Origin of the sequence: Microvirga flocculans ATCC BAA-817 (assembly GCF_000518665.1) — a bacterium.
GTDB lineage: Bacteria > Pseudomonadota > Alphaproteobacteria > Rhizobiales > Beijerinckiaceae > Microvirga > Microvirga flocculans.
The window spans coordinates 84408-102117 of the sequence record NZ_JAEA01000012.1 but is presented as its reverse complement, the minus strand read 5'-3'; the positions used below and the strand labels follow the sequence as shown (position 1 = coordinate 102117).

14 protein-coding genes are annotated in these 17710 nt (G+C 67.3%); 7 read left to right on the top strand and 7 right to left on the bottom strand.

Annotated elements, in window-relative coordinates:
• Positions 1-7: 7 nt before the first annotated feature.
• Entirely contained in the window at positions 8-4831 is a 4824-nt protein-coding gene (locus L879_RS0114685; protein ID WP_027316774.1) for an NAD-glutamate dehydrogenase, read from the bottom strand.
• 116 nt (positions 4832-4947) lie between these two features.
• The gene (locus tag L879_RS0114680; RefSeq protein ID WP_035459715.1) at positions 4948-5298 is read right to left on the bottom strand and encodes a winged helix-turn-helix transcriptional regulator; all 351 of its coding nucleotides are present in this window, start codon (positions 5296-5298) and stop codon (positions 4948-4950) included.
• Between the two features lie 94 nt (positions 5299-5392).
• On the opposite strand from L879_RS0114680, the gene L879_RS0114675 reads away from it, so the two are divergent.
• Entirely contained in the window at positions 5393-6409 is a 1017-nt protein-coding gene (locus tag L879_RS0114675; protein ID WP_027316772.1) for a zinc-binding alcohol dehydrogenase family protein, read from the top strand.
• Between the two features lie 282 nt (positions 6410-6691).
• Positions 6692-7075 carry a DUF2794 domain-containing protein gene (locus L879_RS0114665; protein WP_027316771.1) on the top strand — a complete coding sequence of 128 codons (384 nt, stop codon included), beginning with the start codon at positions 6692-6694 and terminating at the stop codon, positions 7073-7075.
• Between the two features lie 181 nt (positions 7076-7256).
• Here L879_RS0114665 and L879_RS0114660 read toward each other — a convergent pair whose 3' ends face one another.
• The 5 genes from L879_RS0114660 to L879_RS0114640 form a co-directional block, all read right to left on the bottom strand.
• Positions 7257-8501, bottom strand: coding sequence for an MFS transporter (locus L879_RS0114660; protein ID WP_035459763.1), 1245 nt, complete (start codon positions 8499-8501; stop codon positions 7257-7259).
• Between the two features lie 8 nt (positions 8502-8509).
• Positions 8510-9046, bottom strand: a complete 537-nt coding sequence (locus L879_RS0114655) for a GNAT family N-acetyltransferase (protein WP_027316769.1) — start codon at positions 9044-9046, stop codon at positions 8510-8512.
• 97 nt (positions 9047-9143) lie between these two features.
• On the bottom strand, positions 9144-9926 hold the full coding sequence (locus L879_RS0114650; protein ID WP_027316768.1) for a Bax inhibitor-1/YccA family protein: 783 nt from the start codon (positions 9924-9926) through the stop codon (positions 9144-9146).
• Between the two features lie 227 nt (positions 9927-10153).
• On the bottom strand, positions 10154-12742 hold the full coding sequence (locus tag L879_RS0114645; protein WP_027316767.1) for an ABC transporter permease: 2589 nt from the start codon (positions 12740-12742) through the stop codon (positions 10154-10156).
• 14 nt (positions 12743-12756) lie between these two features.
• Positions 12757-13449, bottom strand: coding sequence for an ABC transporter ATP-binding protein (locus L879_RS0114640; protein WP_027316766.1), 693 nt, complete (start codon positions 13447-13449; stop codon positions 12757-12759).
• Between the two features lie 95 nt (positions 13450-13544).
• Here L879_RS0114640 and L879_RS0114635 point away from each other — a divergent pair, with 95 nt between their 5' ends.
• The 5 genes from L879_RS0114635 (at position 13545) to L879_RS0114615 (ending at position 17671) form a co-directional block, all read left to right on the top strand.
• A complete protein-coding gene (locus L879_RS0114635) occupies positions 13545-14183 on the top strand; it encodes an arylesterase (RefSeq protein ID WP_035459759.1) in 639 nt (212 codons plus the stop codon).
• Positions 14184-14247: 64 nt separating this feature from the next.
• Positions 14248-15291, top strand: a complete 1044-nt coding sequence (locus L879_RS0114630) for an NADP(H)-dependent aldo-keto reductase (RefSeq protein ID WP_027316764.1) — start codon at positions 14248-14250, stop codon at positions 15289-15291.
• Between the two features lie 114 nt (positions 15292-15405).
• Positions 15406-15942, top strand: a complete 537-nt coding sequence (gene thpR, locus L879_RS0114625; protein WP_027316763.1) for an RNA 2',3'-cyclic phosphodiesterase — start codon at positions 15406-15408, stop codon at positions 15940-15942.
• Between the two features lie 36 nt (positions 15943-15978).
• Positions 15979-16575 (top strand): histidine phosphatase family protein, encoded by a 597-nt coding sequence (locus L879_RS21795; protein WP_035459712.1) that lies wholly within the window; start codon positions 15979-15981, stop codon positions 16573-16575.
• A 79-nt stretch (positions 16576-16654) separates the two neighbouring features.
• Positions 16655-17671 carry a YeiH family protein gene (locus L879_RS0114615; protein WP_027316762.1) on the top strand — a complete coding sequence of 339 codons (1017 nt, stop codon included), beginning with the start codon at positions 16655-16657 and terminating at the stop codon, positions 17669-17671.
• The last annotated feature ends 39 nt before the right edge of the window (positions 17672-17710 follow it).

The window sequence follows — 17710 nt, the reverse complement described above, 5'->3', positions numbered from 1 at the left end:
CCCGGTCTCAGCCCGCGCGCGCGAGATCGCCGAGCAGGCTCGCCGCCACGGTGATCTTCGACAAGGTCAGGCCCGAGGAGACGATGCCGTCCACCGCGCTCCTGATGCGGCTGACATCCGCACCGCGCTTCTCGCTCCAGGCGCGCACGGCCTCTTCGCCCGACAGGTCGTGCGCGGCCACCTCGGCGGTCAGGCCGCGATGGGCATAGGCGATGCTGTCGATGGCGCGGTCGAGGGCGAGGCGATCGAAGTAATCGCTCACGACGATCTGCTGCGCCGCGCCGATGAGCGTGCCGAGCCTGAAGGCGGCTTCGAGGGCAAAGTGGGTCGAGGCGATGTCGCTGACCGGCCTTCCCGTCTTCTGCGCCGTCTGCACGATATCGGGCGCGGCCACGAGATCGGGCAGCGAGGCGATGCGCCGTGCCAGGTCCTCGGGCGTGCCTTCATCCACCAGCGCCTTGATGCGCGCCTCCCAGGCGGTCAGCGCCTCGGGCGAGAGCGTGTCCCTCAGGCCTCGCTCTACCTCGGCGATGCCGGCCTGATAGGTGCCGACGACCTGGTCGAGGGAGTGGTTGGCGAAGTCCACGTTGCGGATGAACCAGACGATCCGGTTCATGAGCAGATCCTGCAGCTCGCCGTAGAGGCGCAGCTGAACCTGGCCCGGCACCACGCCGTCGAGATCATCGATGGCGAGGTTCAGTTCGGTCAGGCCGAAGGAATCGCGGGTCGCCGCGTAGGCCGCCGCGATGGTGGGCGCATCCGCGCCGGTCTGGTCCACGAGACGGGCCACCACGGTGGGGCCGCCGCGATTGACGATCGCGTTGGCGAGCTGCGTGGCGATGATCTCGCGCCGCAGGCGGTGGCCGGCGATGGCGTCGGGGAAGCGCTCGCGCATCTCGGCCGGGAAGTAGCGTTCCAGCTCCCTGGCGAGATAGGGATCGTCCGGCACCGGGCTCTGCAGCAGGGCGTCGTGCAGGGAAAGCTTGGCATAGGCCAGCAGCACCGCGAGTTCCGGCCGCGTGAGGGCCTCGCCGCGGCGGGCGCGCTCCGTGAGGGCGTTGTCGTCGGGCAGGTATTCCACCGCCCGGTTGAGGCGGCCCTCGCCCTCCAGCATGTGCATGAGCCGGCGCGCGAAGCCCAGATCGGCGACGCCGCGATGCTCGGAGAGCGACAGTGCCAGGGTCTGCAGGTAGTTGTTGCGCAGCACGAGGGCCGCGACATCCTCGGTCATGTCCGCCAGGAGAGCGTTGCGCTGGTCCTCGCTCAGGCGTCCGTCGCGCTCCGGCGTTGTCAGCGCGATCTTGATGTTCACCTCAACGTCGGAGGTGTTGACGCCCGCCGAGTTGTCGATGGCGTCGGTGTTGAGGTGCACGCCTTTCTGCGCCGCTTCGATGCGGCCGCGCTGGGTCATGCCCAGATTAGCGCCCTCGCCGATCACCCGCGCGCGGACATCGGTGCCGGCGATGCGGATCGGGTCGTTGGCGCGGTCGCCCACCTGCTCGTCCGTCTCGGAGGCGGCGCGGATATAGGTGCCGATGCCGCCGAACCACAACAGATCGACGCGGGCTTTGAGGATCGCGCTCATCACCTCGGCCGGCGTGGCCTGGGGCTTGTCGATGTCGAGAAGCGCGCGGACCTCGTCCGACAGCGGGATCGATTTGGCGCTGCGCGAGAACACGCCGCCGCCCTGGGAGATCAGCGCCTTGTCGTAATCCTGCCAGCTGGAGCGGGGCAGGTTGAAGAGGCGCTCGCGTTCCCGGTGGGCGGTTTCCGGATCCGGGTTCGGGTCGAGGAAGATGTCGCGATGGTCGAAGGCCGCCACGAGCTTCAAAGCCTTCGACAGGAGCATGCCGTTGCCGAACACGTCGCCCGACATGTCGCCGACGCCCGCGACCGTGACCGGCGTGGTCTGGATGTCGATGTCGAGCTCGCGGAAGTGGCGCTTCACCGCCTCCCAGGCGCCGCGGGCGGTGATGCCCATCTTCTTGTGGTCGTAGCCCTGGCTGCCGCCGGAGGCGAAGGCATCCCCGAGCCAATGGCCCTTCTCGATGGAGAGCGCATTCGCCGTATCGGAGAAGGTGGCCGTGCCCTTGTCGGCGGCGACCACGAGATAGGGATCGTCCCCGTCATGGCGCACGGTATCCGCCGGCGGCACGATCCGGTCGCCCGCGATGTTGTCGGTGAGCTGCAGCAGCGTGCGGATGAAGATGCGGTAGCTTTCCGTGCCCTCGGCGAGCCAGGCCTGGCGGTCGCTGGCCGGCGGCAATTGCTTGGGTACGAAGCCGCCCTTGGCGCCCACCGGCACGATGACCGCGTTCTTGACCTGCTGCGCCTTGACGAGGCCCAGCACCTCCGTGCGGAAATCCTGCGGGCGGTCGGACCAGCGAAGGCCGCCGCGCGCCACCTTGCCGAAGCGCAGATGCACGCCTTCGACGCGGGGCGAATAGACGAAGATCTCGTAGAGAGGCTTCGGCAGCGGCAGGCCCTCGACCTTCGCGCATTCGAACTTGAACGCGATGGTCTGGCGCGGCAGGCCGTTTTCTTCGAGCTGGAAGAAATTGGTGCGGATCGCGGCGTCCATGAGGTTCACGAAGCGGCGCAGGATCCGGTCGTCGTCGAGGCTCGTGACCTCTTTCAGCTGCTCCTCGATCCGCTCGCGCACGGCCGCCTCGGCGGCCGCGCGGTCCTTGTCCTGGCGCGGGTCGAAGCGCGCGTAGAAGAGCTTCACGAGATCGGCCGCGATGGCCCCGTGGCGGGCGAGCGTTCCGGCGATGTAGTCCTGCGCGTAGGTCACCTGGATCTGGCGCAGGTAACGGCCGAGCGCCCGGATCATGGCCACGTCGCGCCAGCCGAGGCCCGCTTCGAGCACGAGGCGGTTGAAGCCGTCGGATTCGGCAAGGCCCCGGAAGAGGGCCAAAAGGGCCGCTTCGATCAGCGCCTGGATCTCGTCGATCCGGATGACGCCGCCCGCCCCGCGCTCCAGGGTCATGTCATGGAGCCAGACCCGGTCCGTGCCCGCGAAGGCCACGCGGTAGGTTCGCTCGTTGACGACGCGGAAGCCGAGATTCTCCAGAAGCGGCACCCGGTCCGACAGGGGCATGGACTGCTTGAGCGAGAACACCTTCAGGTTCACGCGGGTCTCGTCGTCGCCTTCGCGACGATAGAGATCGACCGCGCGGGGACGCGCATCCGAGAGCTGCTCCAGAAGGCTGATATCCCTGATCGCCTGCTCGGCCCCGAAGGCCTCGCGATAGGCGGCGCTGAACGCCTCGCCGTAGCGGGATGCGAGCGCACGGGCCCGCGCCCCGCCGACGGTGGCATCGAGCTCGTCGCGCAGCGCATCGCTCCAGGTGCGGACGATGGCGGAGATGCCCTTTTCCAGGGTCTCGCGCGAAACCTGCGGCGTCTGCCCCTCGTCGCGGCCGATGATGTAGTGCGTGCGCGCAAGCGGGCCTTCCGGATAGGACGGATAGGTGGCCGAGACGCGGCCCTCGTAGATGCTGGCGAGGAACTGGCCGATGCGCAGGCGCGCGCTCGTGTCGTAGCGGTCCTTGGGCACGAAGACGAGAACCGAGACGAAGCGGTCGAACTCGTCGGCGCGCGCGAGCACGCGCACCCGCGGACGCTCCGACAGGTTCATGATGTCGATGGCGAAGTGGTAGAGCGTGTCCTCGTCGATCTGGAACAGCTCGTCGCGCGGGTAGTTCTCGAGCACGTTGAGGAGCGCGCGGCCCGCATAGCTCGCCGGGTCGAAACCGGCGCGGGCGATCACCTTCGCCACCTTGTGGCGCAGATACGGGACCTCACCCGTGGTGTTGGTATAGGCGCTCGCCGTGAACAGGCCGACGATGCGCAGCTCGCCCTGCAGGATGCCGTTATCGTCGAACAGCTTGACGCCGATATAATCGAGATGCGCGCGGCGATGGACGCGCGACTTCACGTTCGCCTTGGTGATGATGAGCGCCTGCGGACGCGCCAGGAAGGCGCGGATCTCCGGCGTCATCGCCACGAGTTCGCGGCCGCGCCGCAGCACGCGCACGGACGGGTCGCGCAGCAGGCCGAGGCCCGAGCCCTCCACCGGATCGGCGGCGGTATCGCCGGACGGCAGGCGGTATTCGCGAATGCCGAGGAAGGTGAAGTTGTCCCGTGCGATCCAGTCGAGGAAGGCGATGGCTTCCTTCACCTCGTCCTCTGGCAGGGGCGGCGCGTTGAGGCGGTACCGGTGCACGATCTCGGTGACGCGGGCGCGCATGCCCGGCCAGTCATGGACCGCGAGCGACACGTCCTTGTGGACCCGCCGCATGGCCTCGATCAGGCGGTCGCGGGTCTCGGAATCGTCGATGCGGGGCAGATGGATGTGAATGAAGCTTTCGCGCTTCACGCCGTGCCGCAGGGCGGAGGTGGCCTCGCCCAGGAGGCGGACGAGAGTTCCTTGCGGGTCCCGTTCGACGGCCAGGATCGGATGGGCCACGAGGAGCGGGTCGTAGCCCTCGTCGACGATCTCGGCGAGCGTCGAATCGAGGAGGAAGGGCATGTTCTCGTTGACGATCTCGAGAACCGTCACGTCCTGCCGCCGGCCGGCGCGCTCCACCTCGACGTCGTGCAGGCGGATATCCGCTCCGTCGGCGGTGCGGGACGCCTTGAGATGCTCGAAGGCCTCGGCCGCGAGATTCGCCAGCGTCTGCGGCGAATAGAAGGCCAGATCCTCGGACGGCACGCGCCCGTACAGATCACGCAGGAAGGTTGGCGGAGTGGCTTTGTGACCGGCTTCCAGCACGGCGACGGCCTCGGCCGTCAATTCGCTTCCGCTGGTCGTCGTTTCCAGCTTCATGCGCGCATCCTCTGTTCTTGTTGCCGCGGGAGCGTTGCCACAGAGAGACATGCCGCGCAACAGAAGCCTGCCGATCCGGGCATTCTACAGTTAAGTTGCTGCAGCGCACAGACGATTTACGCTGCGTAGGCCTCGGAAGACGACAGATTTGCGTCGCCCCATTCCTTCATCGCCAGGAGCACCGGCTCCAGGCTCCGCCCGCGGGCCGAGAGCGTGTATTCGACTCGGGGCGGCACCTGGGCATAGACCGTCCGGACGATCAGCCCGTCGGCTTCCAGCTCACGCAGCTGGTGCGTGAGCATGCGCTGCGTGACCGAGGGGATGAGCCGGCGCAGCTCGTTGAACCGCAGGGTTCCGCCCAGGAGCTTGTAGAGGACGATGATCTTCCACTTGCCGTCGATCAGGCTCATTGTCCGCTCGACGGCGCACCCCTGAACCCCCGGCTTTCTCTGCGACGCTCGCGGCATGACGGTATCCTTTTTGACACTATGGGCTGTTTTTGTGCGTTCTTGCAAGACCATACACTATGCCCAATGATGTCTCCACAACAGGAGACAAGCCATGCGCGCCGTCGGATACAAGCAATCCCTGCCCATCGACCAGGACGCCTCTCTCATCGATGTCGAGCTGCCTCGCCCGGAACCGGGCCCGCGGGACCTGCTGGTCGAGATCAGGGCGGTTTCGGTAAATCCGGTCGACACCAAGGTGCGCATGCGCGCCCAGCCCGAGCCGGGCGGGGTGAAGGTGCTGGGCTACGACGCATCGGGCGTCGTCCGGGCGGTCGGGGCGCAGGTCTCGCTCTTCAAGGAAGGCGACGAGGTCTTCTATGCGGGCGCCATCACCCGGCCCGGCACCAATGCGGCGTTCCACGCGGTCGACGAGCGGCTGGTGGGCGTAAAGCCCCGATCCCTGAGCTTCGAGGAGGCCGCTGCCCTTCCGCTCACCACGCTCACCGCCTGGGAGACGCTCTTCGACCGGCTCGAGATCCAGCGGCCCGTGGCGGGCGCGGCGAACGCGATCCTGATCGTCGGCGGTGCGGGCGGGGTCGGCTCCATGGCCATCCAGCTCGCCCGCAGGCTGACCGACCTCACCGTGATCGCCACCGCCTCGCGCCCCGAAACGCAGGCCTGGTGCCGCGAACTCGGCGCGCATCACGTGATCGACCACGGCCGGCCGCTCGCCCCGCAGGTGGAGGCGCTCGGCATCGGCGCACCGGCCTTCGCCTTCTCCATCACCCATACGGACGCGCATTTCCCTGAGATCGCCAAGGCCATCGCGCCCCAGGGCCGCTTCGCCCTCATCGACGATCCCAAGGCGCCTCTCGACATCGGCCTCCTGAAGGGCAAGAGCGTGTCGATCCACTGGGAATCCATGTTCACGCGCTCGACCTTCCAGACCGCCGACATGGAGCGGCAGCACGCCATCCTCGACGAGGCCTCGCGGCTGGTGGATGCGGGAACGATCAGGACGACGCTGGCGGAGGTGCTCGGGCCGGTCAACGCGGCCAATCTCAAGCGCGCGCACGCCTTCATCGAAAGCGGCCGCGCGCGGGGCAAGATCGTGCTGTCGGGGTTCTGAAAAAGAAAAGGCTGCCTGGAAAGGCAGCCCTGTGCCTCGATGAAGTGGCCCGGCTCCTCGCGCGACCCGGAGGGCTGGGGGGCTGACGTGTCCAAGCCGTTCGATGAGCCGGGCCGTCGAGGCAACTTGAGCATTAACGGCACTCAGTACGGCTCCATGACGGCGCGATTGCGGCAGGAATAAGATTTGCAAAGGAAGCCTTCGTTCAATCCGTCTTCATGGGTTGATCCCATCGCGGGCCGAGCCCATCATCTGGGGGTATTGACGGCCATGGGAGGCTTCATGAGCGAAGGTGACATCGTCGCGGAGCCGCTGCGCGGCGGCCCGAGCCAGGGTGCGGCCCAGGTCGTTCCCTTTCCCGCCGCGCCGAAACGGGTCTCCTTCGACCGGCTCGAACTGCAGGCCATACTCAATCTCTACGGCCGCAAGGTCGCCTCGGGCGAATGGCGCGATTACGCCATCGACTTCATGCCCGAAAAGGCTGTCTTCTCCATCTACCGGCGCTCGTCGGAGATGCCCCTCTACCGGATCGAGAAGGATCCGAAGCTCGCCAAGAAGCAGGGCGCCTATTCCGTCATCGTCTCGTCGGGCCTGATCCTCAAGCGCGGGCACGAGCTCGACCGGGTGCTGCGCGTTCTCGACAAGCCGAAGGTGGTGTCGAATTAAAGCCGTTTCAGGACAAGTGGGAACCGGTTTCCCGTCCGAAACGACAGCCGGCAAGGATTTGTGCAGCCACTTGCGATGCTAGGAAGATGCAACCGATGCTTCTTTCTCGATGAGCGCATCGTTTGGGCGGACCCGAAGGGCCGCGCCAGCGAAAACTGGGTCCACTTTCGCGCACGATGCGCTAGGTTTTCACGTTCCGGGGCATCGCAAGGAGCCACAGGCTCGAGGCAAACACGCCGAAGGCCCCGAGCCAAAGAATGGGCCGGATGCCGACGATATCGGCCATGATTCCCGCGAGCAGCGCTGCGATGAGGCCAAGCCCGCCGCTCAGGAGATGCACGACGCCGCCCTCGCGCCCGCGCAGGGCATCGGGCGTGACGGTCTGGCGCAAAGCGGCTGCATTGGTGTGGAAGACGACATAAAGCCCGTCACCGCAGAGCTGCCCCAGGCACAGCAGCGCCACCGCCAGCCACAAAGGCCCCTGGGCGAGCGGAATGAAGCTCGTGACGATGCCATAGATCGCGAGCACGCCGATCAGCAGCGTGCGGGGTGAAAAGCGTTTGCCCGCCCATGCCGCCATGCGCGCGCCGATGGCGGCGCTGATGCCGCCCAGAGCGATCACGAAGCCGAGAATTCCCGGCGGAATCCCGAGATCGCGTACGGCATAGAGCACATAGAGCGGCGCGAAGAAGGACAGGAAGAACATGAGCGTCGCAAAGCAGAGCGTCAGCGGCCTCAAGGTCGGATGGCCGAAGACGAAGCGCAGGCCTTCCACGGTCTCGCGCCAGAGATCGGGCGCCTGCTCGCCCGTCTCGACGGGCTTTTCGGGCCGCCGGATCGAAGCCAGGAGCATTGCCGACCACAGATAGGACAAGGCGTCGAAGAGAATGGCGAAGGGTGCGGTGAGAAGCTGGATCGCGACGCCTGCCGCGGCGGGTCCCACGACCTCGGCGACCGCATCGGTGGTCGCCAGCTTTGCGTTGCCCTCAAGCAGATGATCCTGCTCGACCACGCTCGGCAGATAGGCGTTGTCGGCCGTCTGAAAGACCATGGAGAACAGCGCCACGATGGTGGCGACGCCCATAACTTGGCCGATGGTGACGGCGCCATACCACGCAGCCATCGGCAGGCTCGCCAAGGCCGCTGCGCGGACGAGATCCGCCAGGATGAGCACGCGCCTGCGGCGCGTGCGGTCGATCCAGGCTCCGGCGAAGGGACTCAACAGCACGCCCGGCAGGGCGCTGAGCGCGATGAGCAGACCGAGATCCAGGGCGGTGGCCCCCAGCGACAGGGCCGCGATAATGGGCAGGCCCTCGCGGGTGAACCGCGTGCCGATGGCGGACAGGCTCTGGGCCGCCCACAGGCGCATGAAATCGGGATTGTCCCAGAGACCGCCGCGCGGCCTCGCCGTCAACGAAGCGAACATGGGCAGGGTCATGGAATCGGCAGCGTCGGCGGCTCGGTCATGCCGCGTCCGAGGGAGCGCTGCATGAGCACGGTGGAGAGCCAGCGCCCGTGCTTGTAGCCGATGCCCTTGAGAATCCCCACGGGCTCGAAGCCCAGGCTCCTGTGCAGACCGATGGAGCCATGCGAATTCTCGTCGCCGATGACCGCGACCATGAGCCGGAAGTCCTTCGCCTCGCAGTCCCGGATCAGCGCCGCCAGCAGGGCGCGCCCGACACCCTGCCCCTGCGCGGAGGGCGCGACATAGATCGAATCCTCCACGGTCGAGCGATAGGCGGGCCGGGTGCGATAGGCGCCCGCATAGGCATAACCGAGGATCCCGCCGTCCTTCTCGGCCACGAGATAGGGATAGCCGCCTTCCAGGATCGCGGACCTGCGGCGCGCCATCTCCGCTTCCGAAGGCGGATCGAGCTCGAAGGAGGCCGTCCCGTGCGTCACCGCATGGGCGTAGATGGCGGCAATGGCGGGAAGATCGGCTTCGGTCGAGGGGCGGATGGCGAGGCTCATGCGCCTGTCGTAGCGCCCCGTTTTTTCCCATGCAACGGCCAAACGAAAAAAGCCCCGGCTTGGGGCCGGGGCTTTCACGAAGCGTCCGCTCCGTTCCTTACTCGTTGCGGTTGCCCACGAGAGCGAGCAGGAACTGGAACATGTTGATGAAGTCGAGATACAGGGTCAGGGCGCCGTAGACGGAGACCTTTCCGGCGGCCTCGGCGTCATAGTTGCCGTAGAGGTACATCTCCTTCAGCTTCTGCGTGTCGTAGGCGGTCAGGCCCGCGAAGATCAGCACGCCGATCACGGAAATGCCGAACTGCAGCGCGCTCGAGGCGACGAAGATGTTCACGATCGAGGCCAGGATCAGGCCGACGAGGCCCATGATCAGGAACGAGCCCATGCCCGACAGGCTGCGGTTCGTGGTGTAGCCCCAGAGCGACAGCGAGCCGAAGGCCGCCGCCGTGATGAAGAACACCTGCACGACGCTCGCGCCCGTGTAGCGGATGAGAAGCGTCGAGAGCGACGCGCCCATCACCGCCGCGAAGGCGAAGAAGGTCGTGCGGGCCGAAGCCGCCGACATCCGGTCCATGCGGAACGAGAAGAAGAAGATGAAGGCCAGCGGCGCCAGCGCCACGATCCACATCAGGGGCGAGCCATAGAGCGCCGCGCCGAAGGAGGTCAGGCCGATGCCGCCCATGCGGGCGACGGCCTGGGCCGGATCGCTCGTGGTGGCCAGCATGTTGATGCCGAGTGCGACCAGGGCCGAGATGGCAAGGCCCAGGACCATGTTGTTGTAGACGCCGAGCATGAAGGCGCGCAGGCCCTGATCGACCTGAGCCGCCGTCCGGGCAAAGCCGGTGCCATAGGCGTGTTGGTTTTGCTCATACGGTTGCATCGGAGTCCTTTCTCGCGGTGTCCCGTGTTCCCTCGAAAGGCTGGACAATCAGCCATCGGCCGCCGCATTCCCGGCGACATCGAGAATATGAGAGGTCTCCCCTCATTCCGCAAGGGCCAAGGCCAAGCTTCAAATCTTCGTGATCAAGGATAAACGGGAAGCGGAAAAAGTCCTGCTTCCCGTTCGATTGACATGATCCCTTATAACGCCTTTCCCAGGCTCGGCCTTTAAAGGTTTCTTAAGTAGAGCGCCGGCTTTTGACTTAAGATCCTCCATGTCCCCATCAGCCCTAGACCGACGCTCACGAGAACCGCGAGCGCCGAGGCCAGGACGGCGCCGGACAAATCTAAAGCAAAGCTTAGGTTCATGACGCGGGAGACGATGAAGTAAGCCGCGCAGGTTCCGGCCAGCAGCCCGAAGAGGGCGGTCGCGACGCCGAGAAGCCCGTATTCGAGCGCATAGGCCGACAAAAGCCGCGCCCGGGTGGCCCCCAGGGTCTTCAGCACCACCGCATCATAAAGGCGGGCCCGATGGCCGGCGGCGAGCGCACCTGCGAGCACCAGGAGGCTCGCGATCAGCGCGATCGCGCTCGCGCCGCGGATCGCCATGACGAGCTGCGAAACCACGTCGTTCACCGCCTCCAGGGCATCCTTCACCCGAACGCTCGTCACCATCGGATAGGCCTGCGCGGACCCTCTGAGGATCTTCGCATCCCGCGCCGCGTCCGAGCCGTTCGGGAAGGTCAGGGTCGCCAGATGGGTGTGCGGGGCTCCTGCGAAGGTGTTCGGCGAGAAGACCATCACGAAGTTGATGCCCATGGAGCGCCATTCCAACTCGCGCAGGTTGAAGAGGGTGGCGGTGATGTTGCGCCCGAGCACGTTGACGGTGATCTCGTCGCCGATCCTGAGCCCCAGGCCCTCGGCGATCTTGCTGTCGAAGGACACGAGGGGCTTGCCGCGATAATCTTCGGGCCACCACGCACCCTCCACGAGCTTCGAGCCCTCGGGCAGGGCCTTCGCATAGGTGATGCCGCGATCGCCCTCGAGCACCCAGGCGATATCCTCGGGAGCCTTCACCTCTGACACCGGCCGCCCGCCCAAGGTGACGAGTCGTCCGCGCATCATCGGCACGCGCTCGATCTTCGCATCGCCCGCCTGCTCCTTGAGGAAGCCCTCGAAGGCATCGGCCTGCTGGTTGGGGATGTCGAGGAAGAAGAAGCTCGGCGCGCGCTCCGGCAGGCTCTGCGTGAGCTGCCGGGTCAGGTTGGTGTCGATGAGGGCGAGCGTGACCAGAAGCGTGATGCCGAGCCCCAGGGAAAGCACCAGCGAGGGCGTGAGCGCGCCCGGCCGGTGAATGTTGGCGAGCGCGAGCCGGGGCGCCGTTCTGCGGGGACGCGGCAGGCGTCGGGCAAGCGCCATGATGCCCTGCGCCACGAGGCGCAGGAGCAGGAAGGACCCGGCCGCGGCGCCTACGAACATCAGCGCGATGCGCCGGTCATAGGCCGCGACCAGCGCCAACCCGACGAGCGCCAGGACGGAGAGGCCCAGCGCCGTCAGGTAGCGCTTGCGCGGCCAGCGCCGCTCGGGGTCGATCTGGTCGCGGAAGAGGCCGGAGACCGGCACGTCGTGAGCCCGTCCCAAGGGCGCGATGGCGAAGACCAGGGCCGTGAGAACGCCGTAGAGCAGCGCCACCCCGAGCTCGCTCCAGGCGAGCGTCGGCTGGATCGGGATCGGAAGCAGATGGCCGAAGAGCCCCGTGACGGCGAAGGGCAGGACCGCGCCGAAGACGAGGCCGATGCCGATGCCGACGAGCGCGATCAGCATCACCTGGAGGAGATAGAGCATCACCACCTGCCCGCCCGGCGCGCCGAGGCTCTTGAGGGTGGCGATGGAGCCCCGCTTGCGGTCCACGAAGCCGCGCACCGCATTGGCGACGCCCACCCCGCCCACGAGCAGGGCCGTGAGGCCGACGAGGGTGAGGAACTGGGTGAAGCGCTCAATGTTGCGGGCGAAGCGCGGATCGGCGTTGAGGCGCGTGCGGACGTTCCAGCCCGCCTCGGGCAGGACGCGGTTCGCCTCCGCCTCGATCCGGGCGAGCCCCTCCTCCGTGGAGAGGGCCGGCGGCAGGGTGAGCCGGTAGGTCCAGCGCACGAGGCTTCCGGGCTGGACGAGGCCCGTCGCCTTCAGGGCCTCCTGGGAAACGAGAAGGCGCGGCCCGAAGCCGATGCCGTCCGCGATCTTGTCGGGCTCGGAGACGAGGCGCGCCCGCAGCTCCACCGTCGCAGCCCCCACCGTCACCCGGTCTCCCACCTTCAGGTCGAGCCGCGCCAGGAGAGCGGGATCGACGGCGGCCCCGTAGACGCCGCCGCGTTCCGCGAAGAGGTCGGCGGGCGCAAGCTGAGGATCGGTTTCGAGAGCGCCAACGGTCGGGTAGCCTCCGTCGACGGCCTTCATCTCCACGAGGCCCGAGCCCTTCTCCCCGGCCACGGCCATGGCGCGCAGGGTGGCGACCACGTTGACCCGGCCCTGCGATTCGAGAAAGGCCCGCTCGGGGGCGGCTGCCTCCCGCTGGAGCAGGGAAAAGGCCATGTCGCCGCCGAGGATGCGCCGCCCCTCGCGGGAAATCCCCTCGGTCAGGGACCGGGACAGGGACGAGACGCTCGCAATCGCCGCGACGCCGAGCGCGATGCAGGCGAGGAAGATGCCAAAGCCCTTCAGCCCCCCGCGCAGCTCGCGGAAGGCAAGGCGCAGCAGGAGCGGCAGGCGGGGCGCGGAAACGGGCCGTTTCCGTGGCGCGGCGGGAAGGGTGCCATGCATGAAGGCGACTCCCCTTACGCTACGGCCGAGGCCGCGCCGGCCTCCACCTGCCCCGAGCGCAGGCGCACCATGCGGTCGCACAGGCGGGCGAGGGCGAGATCGTGGGTCACGAGCACCAGGGTCGCACCCCGGTCGCGCTTGAGCGCGAAGAGCAGATCGACGATGGACTGGCCCGTCGTCTCGTCGAGATTGCCGGTGGGCTCGTCCGCCACGAGGATGGCGGGGTTGGGCACGATGGCACGGGCGATCGCCACCCGCTGCTGCTCGCCGCCGGAGAGCTGGGCCGGGTAGTGATGCAGGCGATGGCTCAGGCCCACGGCCTGCAATTCGGCCTCGGCGCGCTCGAAGGCCTCGTCCTCCCCGGCAAGCTCCAGGGGCAGCGCCACGTTCTCCAGCGCGGTCATGGTGGGAACGAGGTGGAAGGACTGGAAGACGATGCCGATTCGGCGGCCGCGAAAGCGCGCGAGTGCATCCTCGTCGAGGCCCGACAGATCGGTGCCGTCGACGATCACCTTGCCCGAATCGGGGCGCTCGAGGCCCGCCATGGTCATGAGCAGGGTGGACTTTCCGGAGCCCGAGGGGCCGACGAGCCCTACCGCCTCGCCCTTGTCGATGCCCAGGGAGATCCCTTTGAGGATATGCACCCGCGCGGCTCCGCGCCCGAGGCTCAAATCGACATCGTGCAGCGCGATGGCCTTGTCCTGCATGCCTAGTCACCCGATCTGTTGGAAACCCGAGACGTCCCGGTTCTAGTCCTGAAGAGATGGGAAGCCTATCGATGAAGCGCCAATCCGGCCCATTCATGACGATCATTTTTGCGTGTGCGGCGGCCCTTGCCGCCCTGGTCGTTCCTCGCCCGGAAGCCCAGGCGCAGGGCCAGCCGATCCGCCTCGTGGCCCTGGGCGACAGCCTGAGCGCCGGCTACGGATTGCCGCAGGAAGCGGCCTTTCCGACGGTGCTGGAGAGGGCCCTCAAAGCCAAGGGCCACAAGGTGGAGGTGTCCAATGCGGGGGTCTCCGGCGACACCACCTCCGGCGGGCTCGACCGGCTCGACTGGTCCGTGCCCGACGGCACCGACGGGGTGATCCTGGAACTGGGCGCCAACGACATGCTGCGCGGGCTCGACCCGGCGCTCGCCCGCAGGAACCTGGAATCCATCGTGGAGCGGCTCAAGAGCCGCAACATCCCGGTGATGCTCGCAGGCATGCAGGCCTCGCGCAATCTCGGCCCGGATTATGTGCAGAAATTCGATGCCATCTATCCGGAGATTGCGAAGAAGCACGACCTTGTGCTCTACCCCTTCTTCCTGGACGGAGTCGCCGGCGAGCGGTCCCTCAACCTGCCCGACGGGCTGCACCCGACGGCCAAGGGCGTCGAGATCATCGTCGAGCGCATCCTGCCCAGCGTCGAGAGCTTTCTCGCCCGCATTGCCCAGCGCTGAGACTCCTCAGCGCCCCTTCCTGCCTGAACGCGGCGGCTCGTCCCGCCGCGAGGAGCCTAGACCTATGGAATACCGCCGCCTCGGCCGCACGGATCTCAACGTCAGCCTCATCTGCCTCGGCACCATGACCTGGGGCCAGCAGAACACCGAAGCCGACGGCCACGCGCAGATGGATTATGCCCTCGACCAGGGCATCAACTTCTTCGACACCGCCGAACTCTACTCGATTCCGCCGCGCGCCGAGACGCAGGGCTCCACCGAGCGCATCATCGGCTCCTGGTTCAAGTCCCGCGGCACCCGCGACAAGGTCATCCTCGCCTCCAAGGTGGTCGGCCGCTCCGACAACACCTGGTTCCGCGACGACGGCTCCAAGGCGGAGCTCTCCCGCGCCCAGATCGAGGAGGCGGTGAACAAGAGCCTCAAGCGGCTCCAGACCGACTATATCGACCTCTACCAGATCCACTGGCCCGACCGCCCCATGCCCTGGGGCTCGAACCCCACGATCTTCCGCCACCAGGACGCCCCGTCCCATCCCATCGCGGAGACGGTCGAGATCATGACCGACCTGGTCAAGGCCGGAAAGATCCGCCATTTCGGCCTCTCCAACGAGAGCGCCTGGGGCACCATGACGTTCCTCAAGCACGCGGACGCCAAGGGCCTGGCGCGGGTGCAGTCGGTGCAGAACGCCTACAACCTCCTCAACCGCACCTACGAGGTGGCGCTGGCCGAGGTCACGATGCAGGAGAATGTGAGCCTGCTCGCCTATTCGCCGCTCGCCCAAGGCTATCTCACGGGCAAGTATCTCGACGGCGCCCGCCCGGCCGGCGCGCGCACCACCCTGTTCAACCGGGGGCAGCGCTACGAGAACCCGACGGCCGAGGCCGCGATCCGCCAATACCTGGCGCTGGCCAAGGAATTCGGCCTGGACCCGGCCCAGATGGCGCTGGCCTTCGTCAATTCGCGCCCCTTCGTGACGTCCAATATCATCGGCGCCACCTCCATGGAGCAGCTGAAGACGGACATCGCCTCGATCGACGTGACGATCACGCCGGAGCTCGAGGAGCGCATCAACGCGATCCACGTCGCGCATTGCAATCCCTGCCCGTAGCGATTGCGGCTTCATCCCGGACGGCACCGGCCGATCCGGGATGAAGCCCCCGTTGCGGAACAAACCTCTCTCACCGGCCGTCTGATCTGACACAGCAAGCCCGGGAGGTGCCGCATGCCCCGTCTGTTCACCGGCATCGAGATTCCGGCCGAGATCGGCCTGGCCCTGTCGCGTCTTCGCGGCGGACTTCCCGGAGCGCGCTGGATCGATCCCGAAAACTACCATCTCACCCTGCGCTTCATCGGCGACATCGACGACCGCATGGCTGACGATGTCGCCTCGATTCTCGGCGAGAGACGCCTGCGCGCTCCGCTCACACTGACCATCGACGGGCTCGACAGCTTCGGCGGCGGCAAGCCCCGCGCGGTGTTCGCCCGCCTGTCCGGCAACGGCGAACTGCACGACTTGCAGGCGGAGCAGGAACGTCTCCTGCGCCAGATCGGCTTAGCCCCGGAGACGCGCAGGTTCACCCCGCATGTCACCCTGGCGCGGCTGAAGAACGCCTCGCCCATCGACGTGGCGGATTACCTCGCGACCCGGGGCCATTTTCCGAAACTGACCTTCACGGCCAATCGCTTCGTCCTGTACTCCTCCCGCCATTCGGTCGGCGGCGGGCCTTACGTGATCGAGGCCGCCTACCCCTTGAGCTAGCTCGACGCACCGGCGCGGGAATGTTACATCGGCCTCATGGCCTCGCTGATTTTCATCACCCACCCCGAAGTGGTCATCGACCCGAACCAGCCCATTCCCGAATGGCCCCTGAACGCGGTCGGCCGCGCCCGCATGGAGCGCTTCGCGGATCTGCTCGCGGAAAGGGACGTCACCGCCGTCTATGCCAGCACGGAGCGCAAGGCCATGGACGGAGCCGCCATCGTGGCGGAGCGACTCGGCCTGCCTTACGAGACGCATGAGGATCTGGGCGAGAACGACCGCTCCTCGACCGGCTTCATCGCGCCGCCGGAATTCTGGGAGGTGGTGGCCGAGTTCTTCGGACGCCCGCACGAGAGCATCCGCGGCTGGGAACGCGCGATCGACGCGCAGGCGCGCATCGTCGGCGCGGTCGGCCGCATCCTCCGCGAGGACGAGACCTCCGGCGACATCGTGATCGTCTCCCACGGCGCAGTGGGCTGCCTGCTGACGGCCCATCTGCAGAAGGTGGCCATCGGCCGGGAAAGCCGCCCGCAGCATCCCGGCGGCGGCTGCTTCATCGTCATCGACCGCGACGGCTTCGCGCTGACACAGGACTGGCGCTCCATCGAGGACGGGTTCGCGGCTTTGCAATGACGGCAGGTCCCTTTGGGCTTGCATCCCCGCAGGCTTGGGACTAGCCCCTGCGGCACCAAGCGCAGGATTCGACCGCTCCATGAACCGCAACTCTCTCGCGCAGGCCGCGCCGGGCATCGTCTTGTGCGCGGCGATCGCGCTGGCCGCCATCGGCCTCCAGATGCTCGAGGAGCACCTGACGGGGCGACCCTGGCTCGAGGCCCTCGTCATCGCGATCCTGCTCGGCACCGCCATGCGCACCCTGTGGACTCCCGACAGGCGCTGGATTCCCGGCATCGGCTTTTCCGCCAAGACCCTGCTTGAAATCGCGGTCATGCTTCTCGGCGCCTCGATCAGCTTCCAGGCGGTGCTGGATGCGGGCCTCGGCCTCATCGCCGGCATCGCCGTCGTGGTGGCGCTGGCGATCGGCCTCAGCTACGGCCTCTGCCGCTGGCTCGGCCTGCCCAAGCGCATGGCGGTGCTGGTCGCCTGCGGCAATTCCATCTGCGGAAACTCGGCGATCGCGGCGGTCGCTCCGGTGATCGGCGCGAAGCCGGGGGACGTGGCCTCCTCCATCGCGTTCACCGCGATCCTCGGCGTGGTCGTGGTGCTCGGCCTGCCCCTCCTCGTGCCGCTTCTCGGCCTCTCGCTCACGCAATACGGCGTGCTCGCGGGGCTGACCGTCTATGCGGTGCCGCAGGTGCTCGCCGCCACCGTGCCGGTGGGCCTCGCTAGCACGCAGATCGGCACCCTCGTGAAGCTCGTGCGCGTGCTGATGCTGGGCCCGGTGGTGATCGCGCTCTCGGTCGTGACGCGCCGGCAGACGGAGGGGCCCAAGCCCGATCTGTCGCTCGGCCGGCTCGTGCCCTGGTTCATCGTCGGGTTCCTCGGGCTTGCCGTGCTCCGCTCGCTCGGAATCATCCCCGAGGCGCTGCTGAAGGTCGCGATGCCGGTCACGACGCTTCTGACCGTCATCTCCATGGCGGCCCTCGGCCTCGGCGTCGACCTGAAGGTCTTGAGAACCGTCGGCGGGCGCGTGACGCTCGCCGTGACGCTCTCGCTTCTGGCGCTGATCGCGATCAGCCTGGGCCTGATCCGCCTGCTCGGCATTCATTAGGCGATTTGCTTCGCGTGTTTCCGGAAAGGTCAGGGGCTT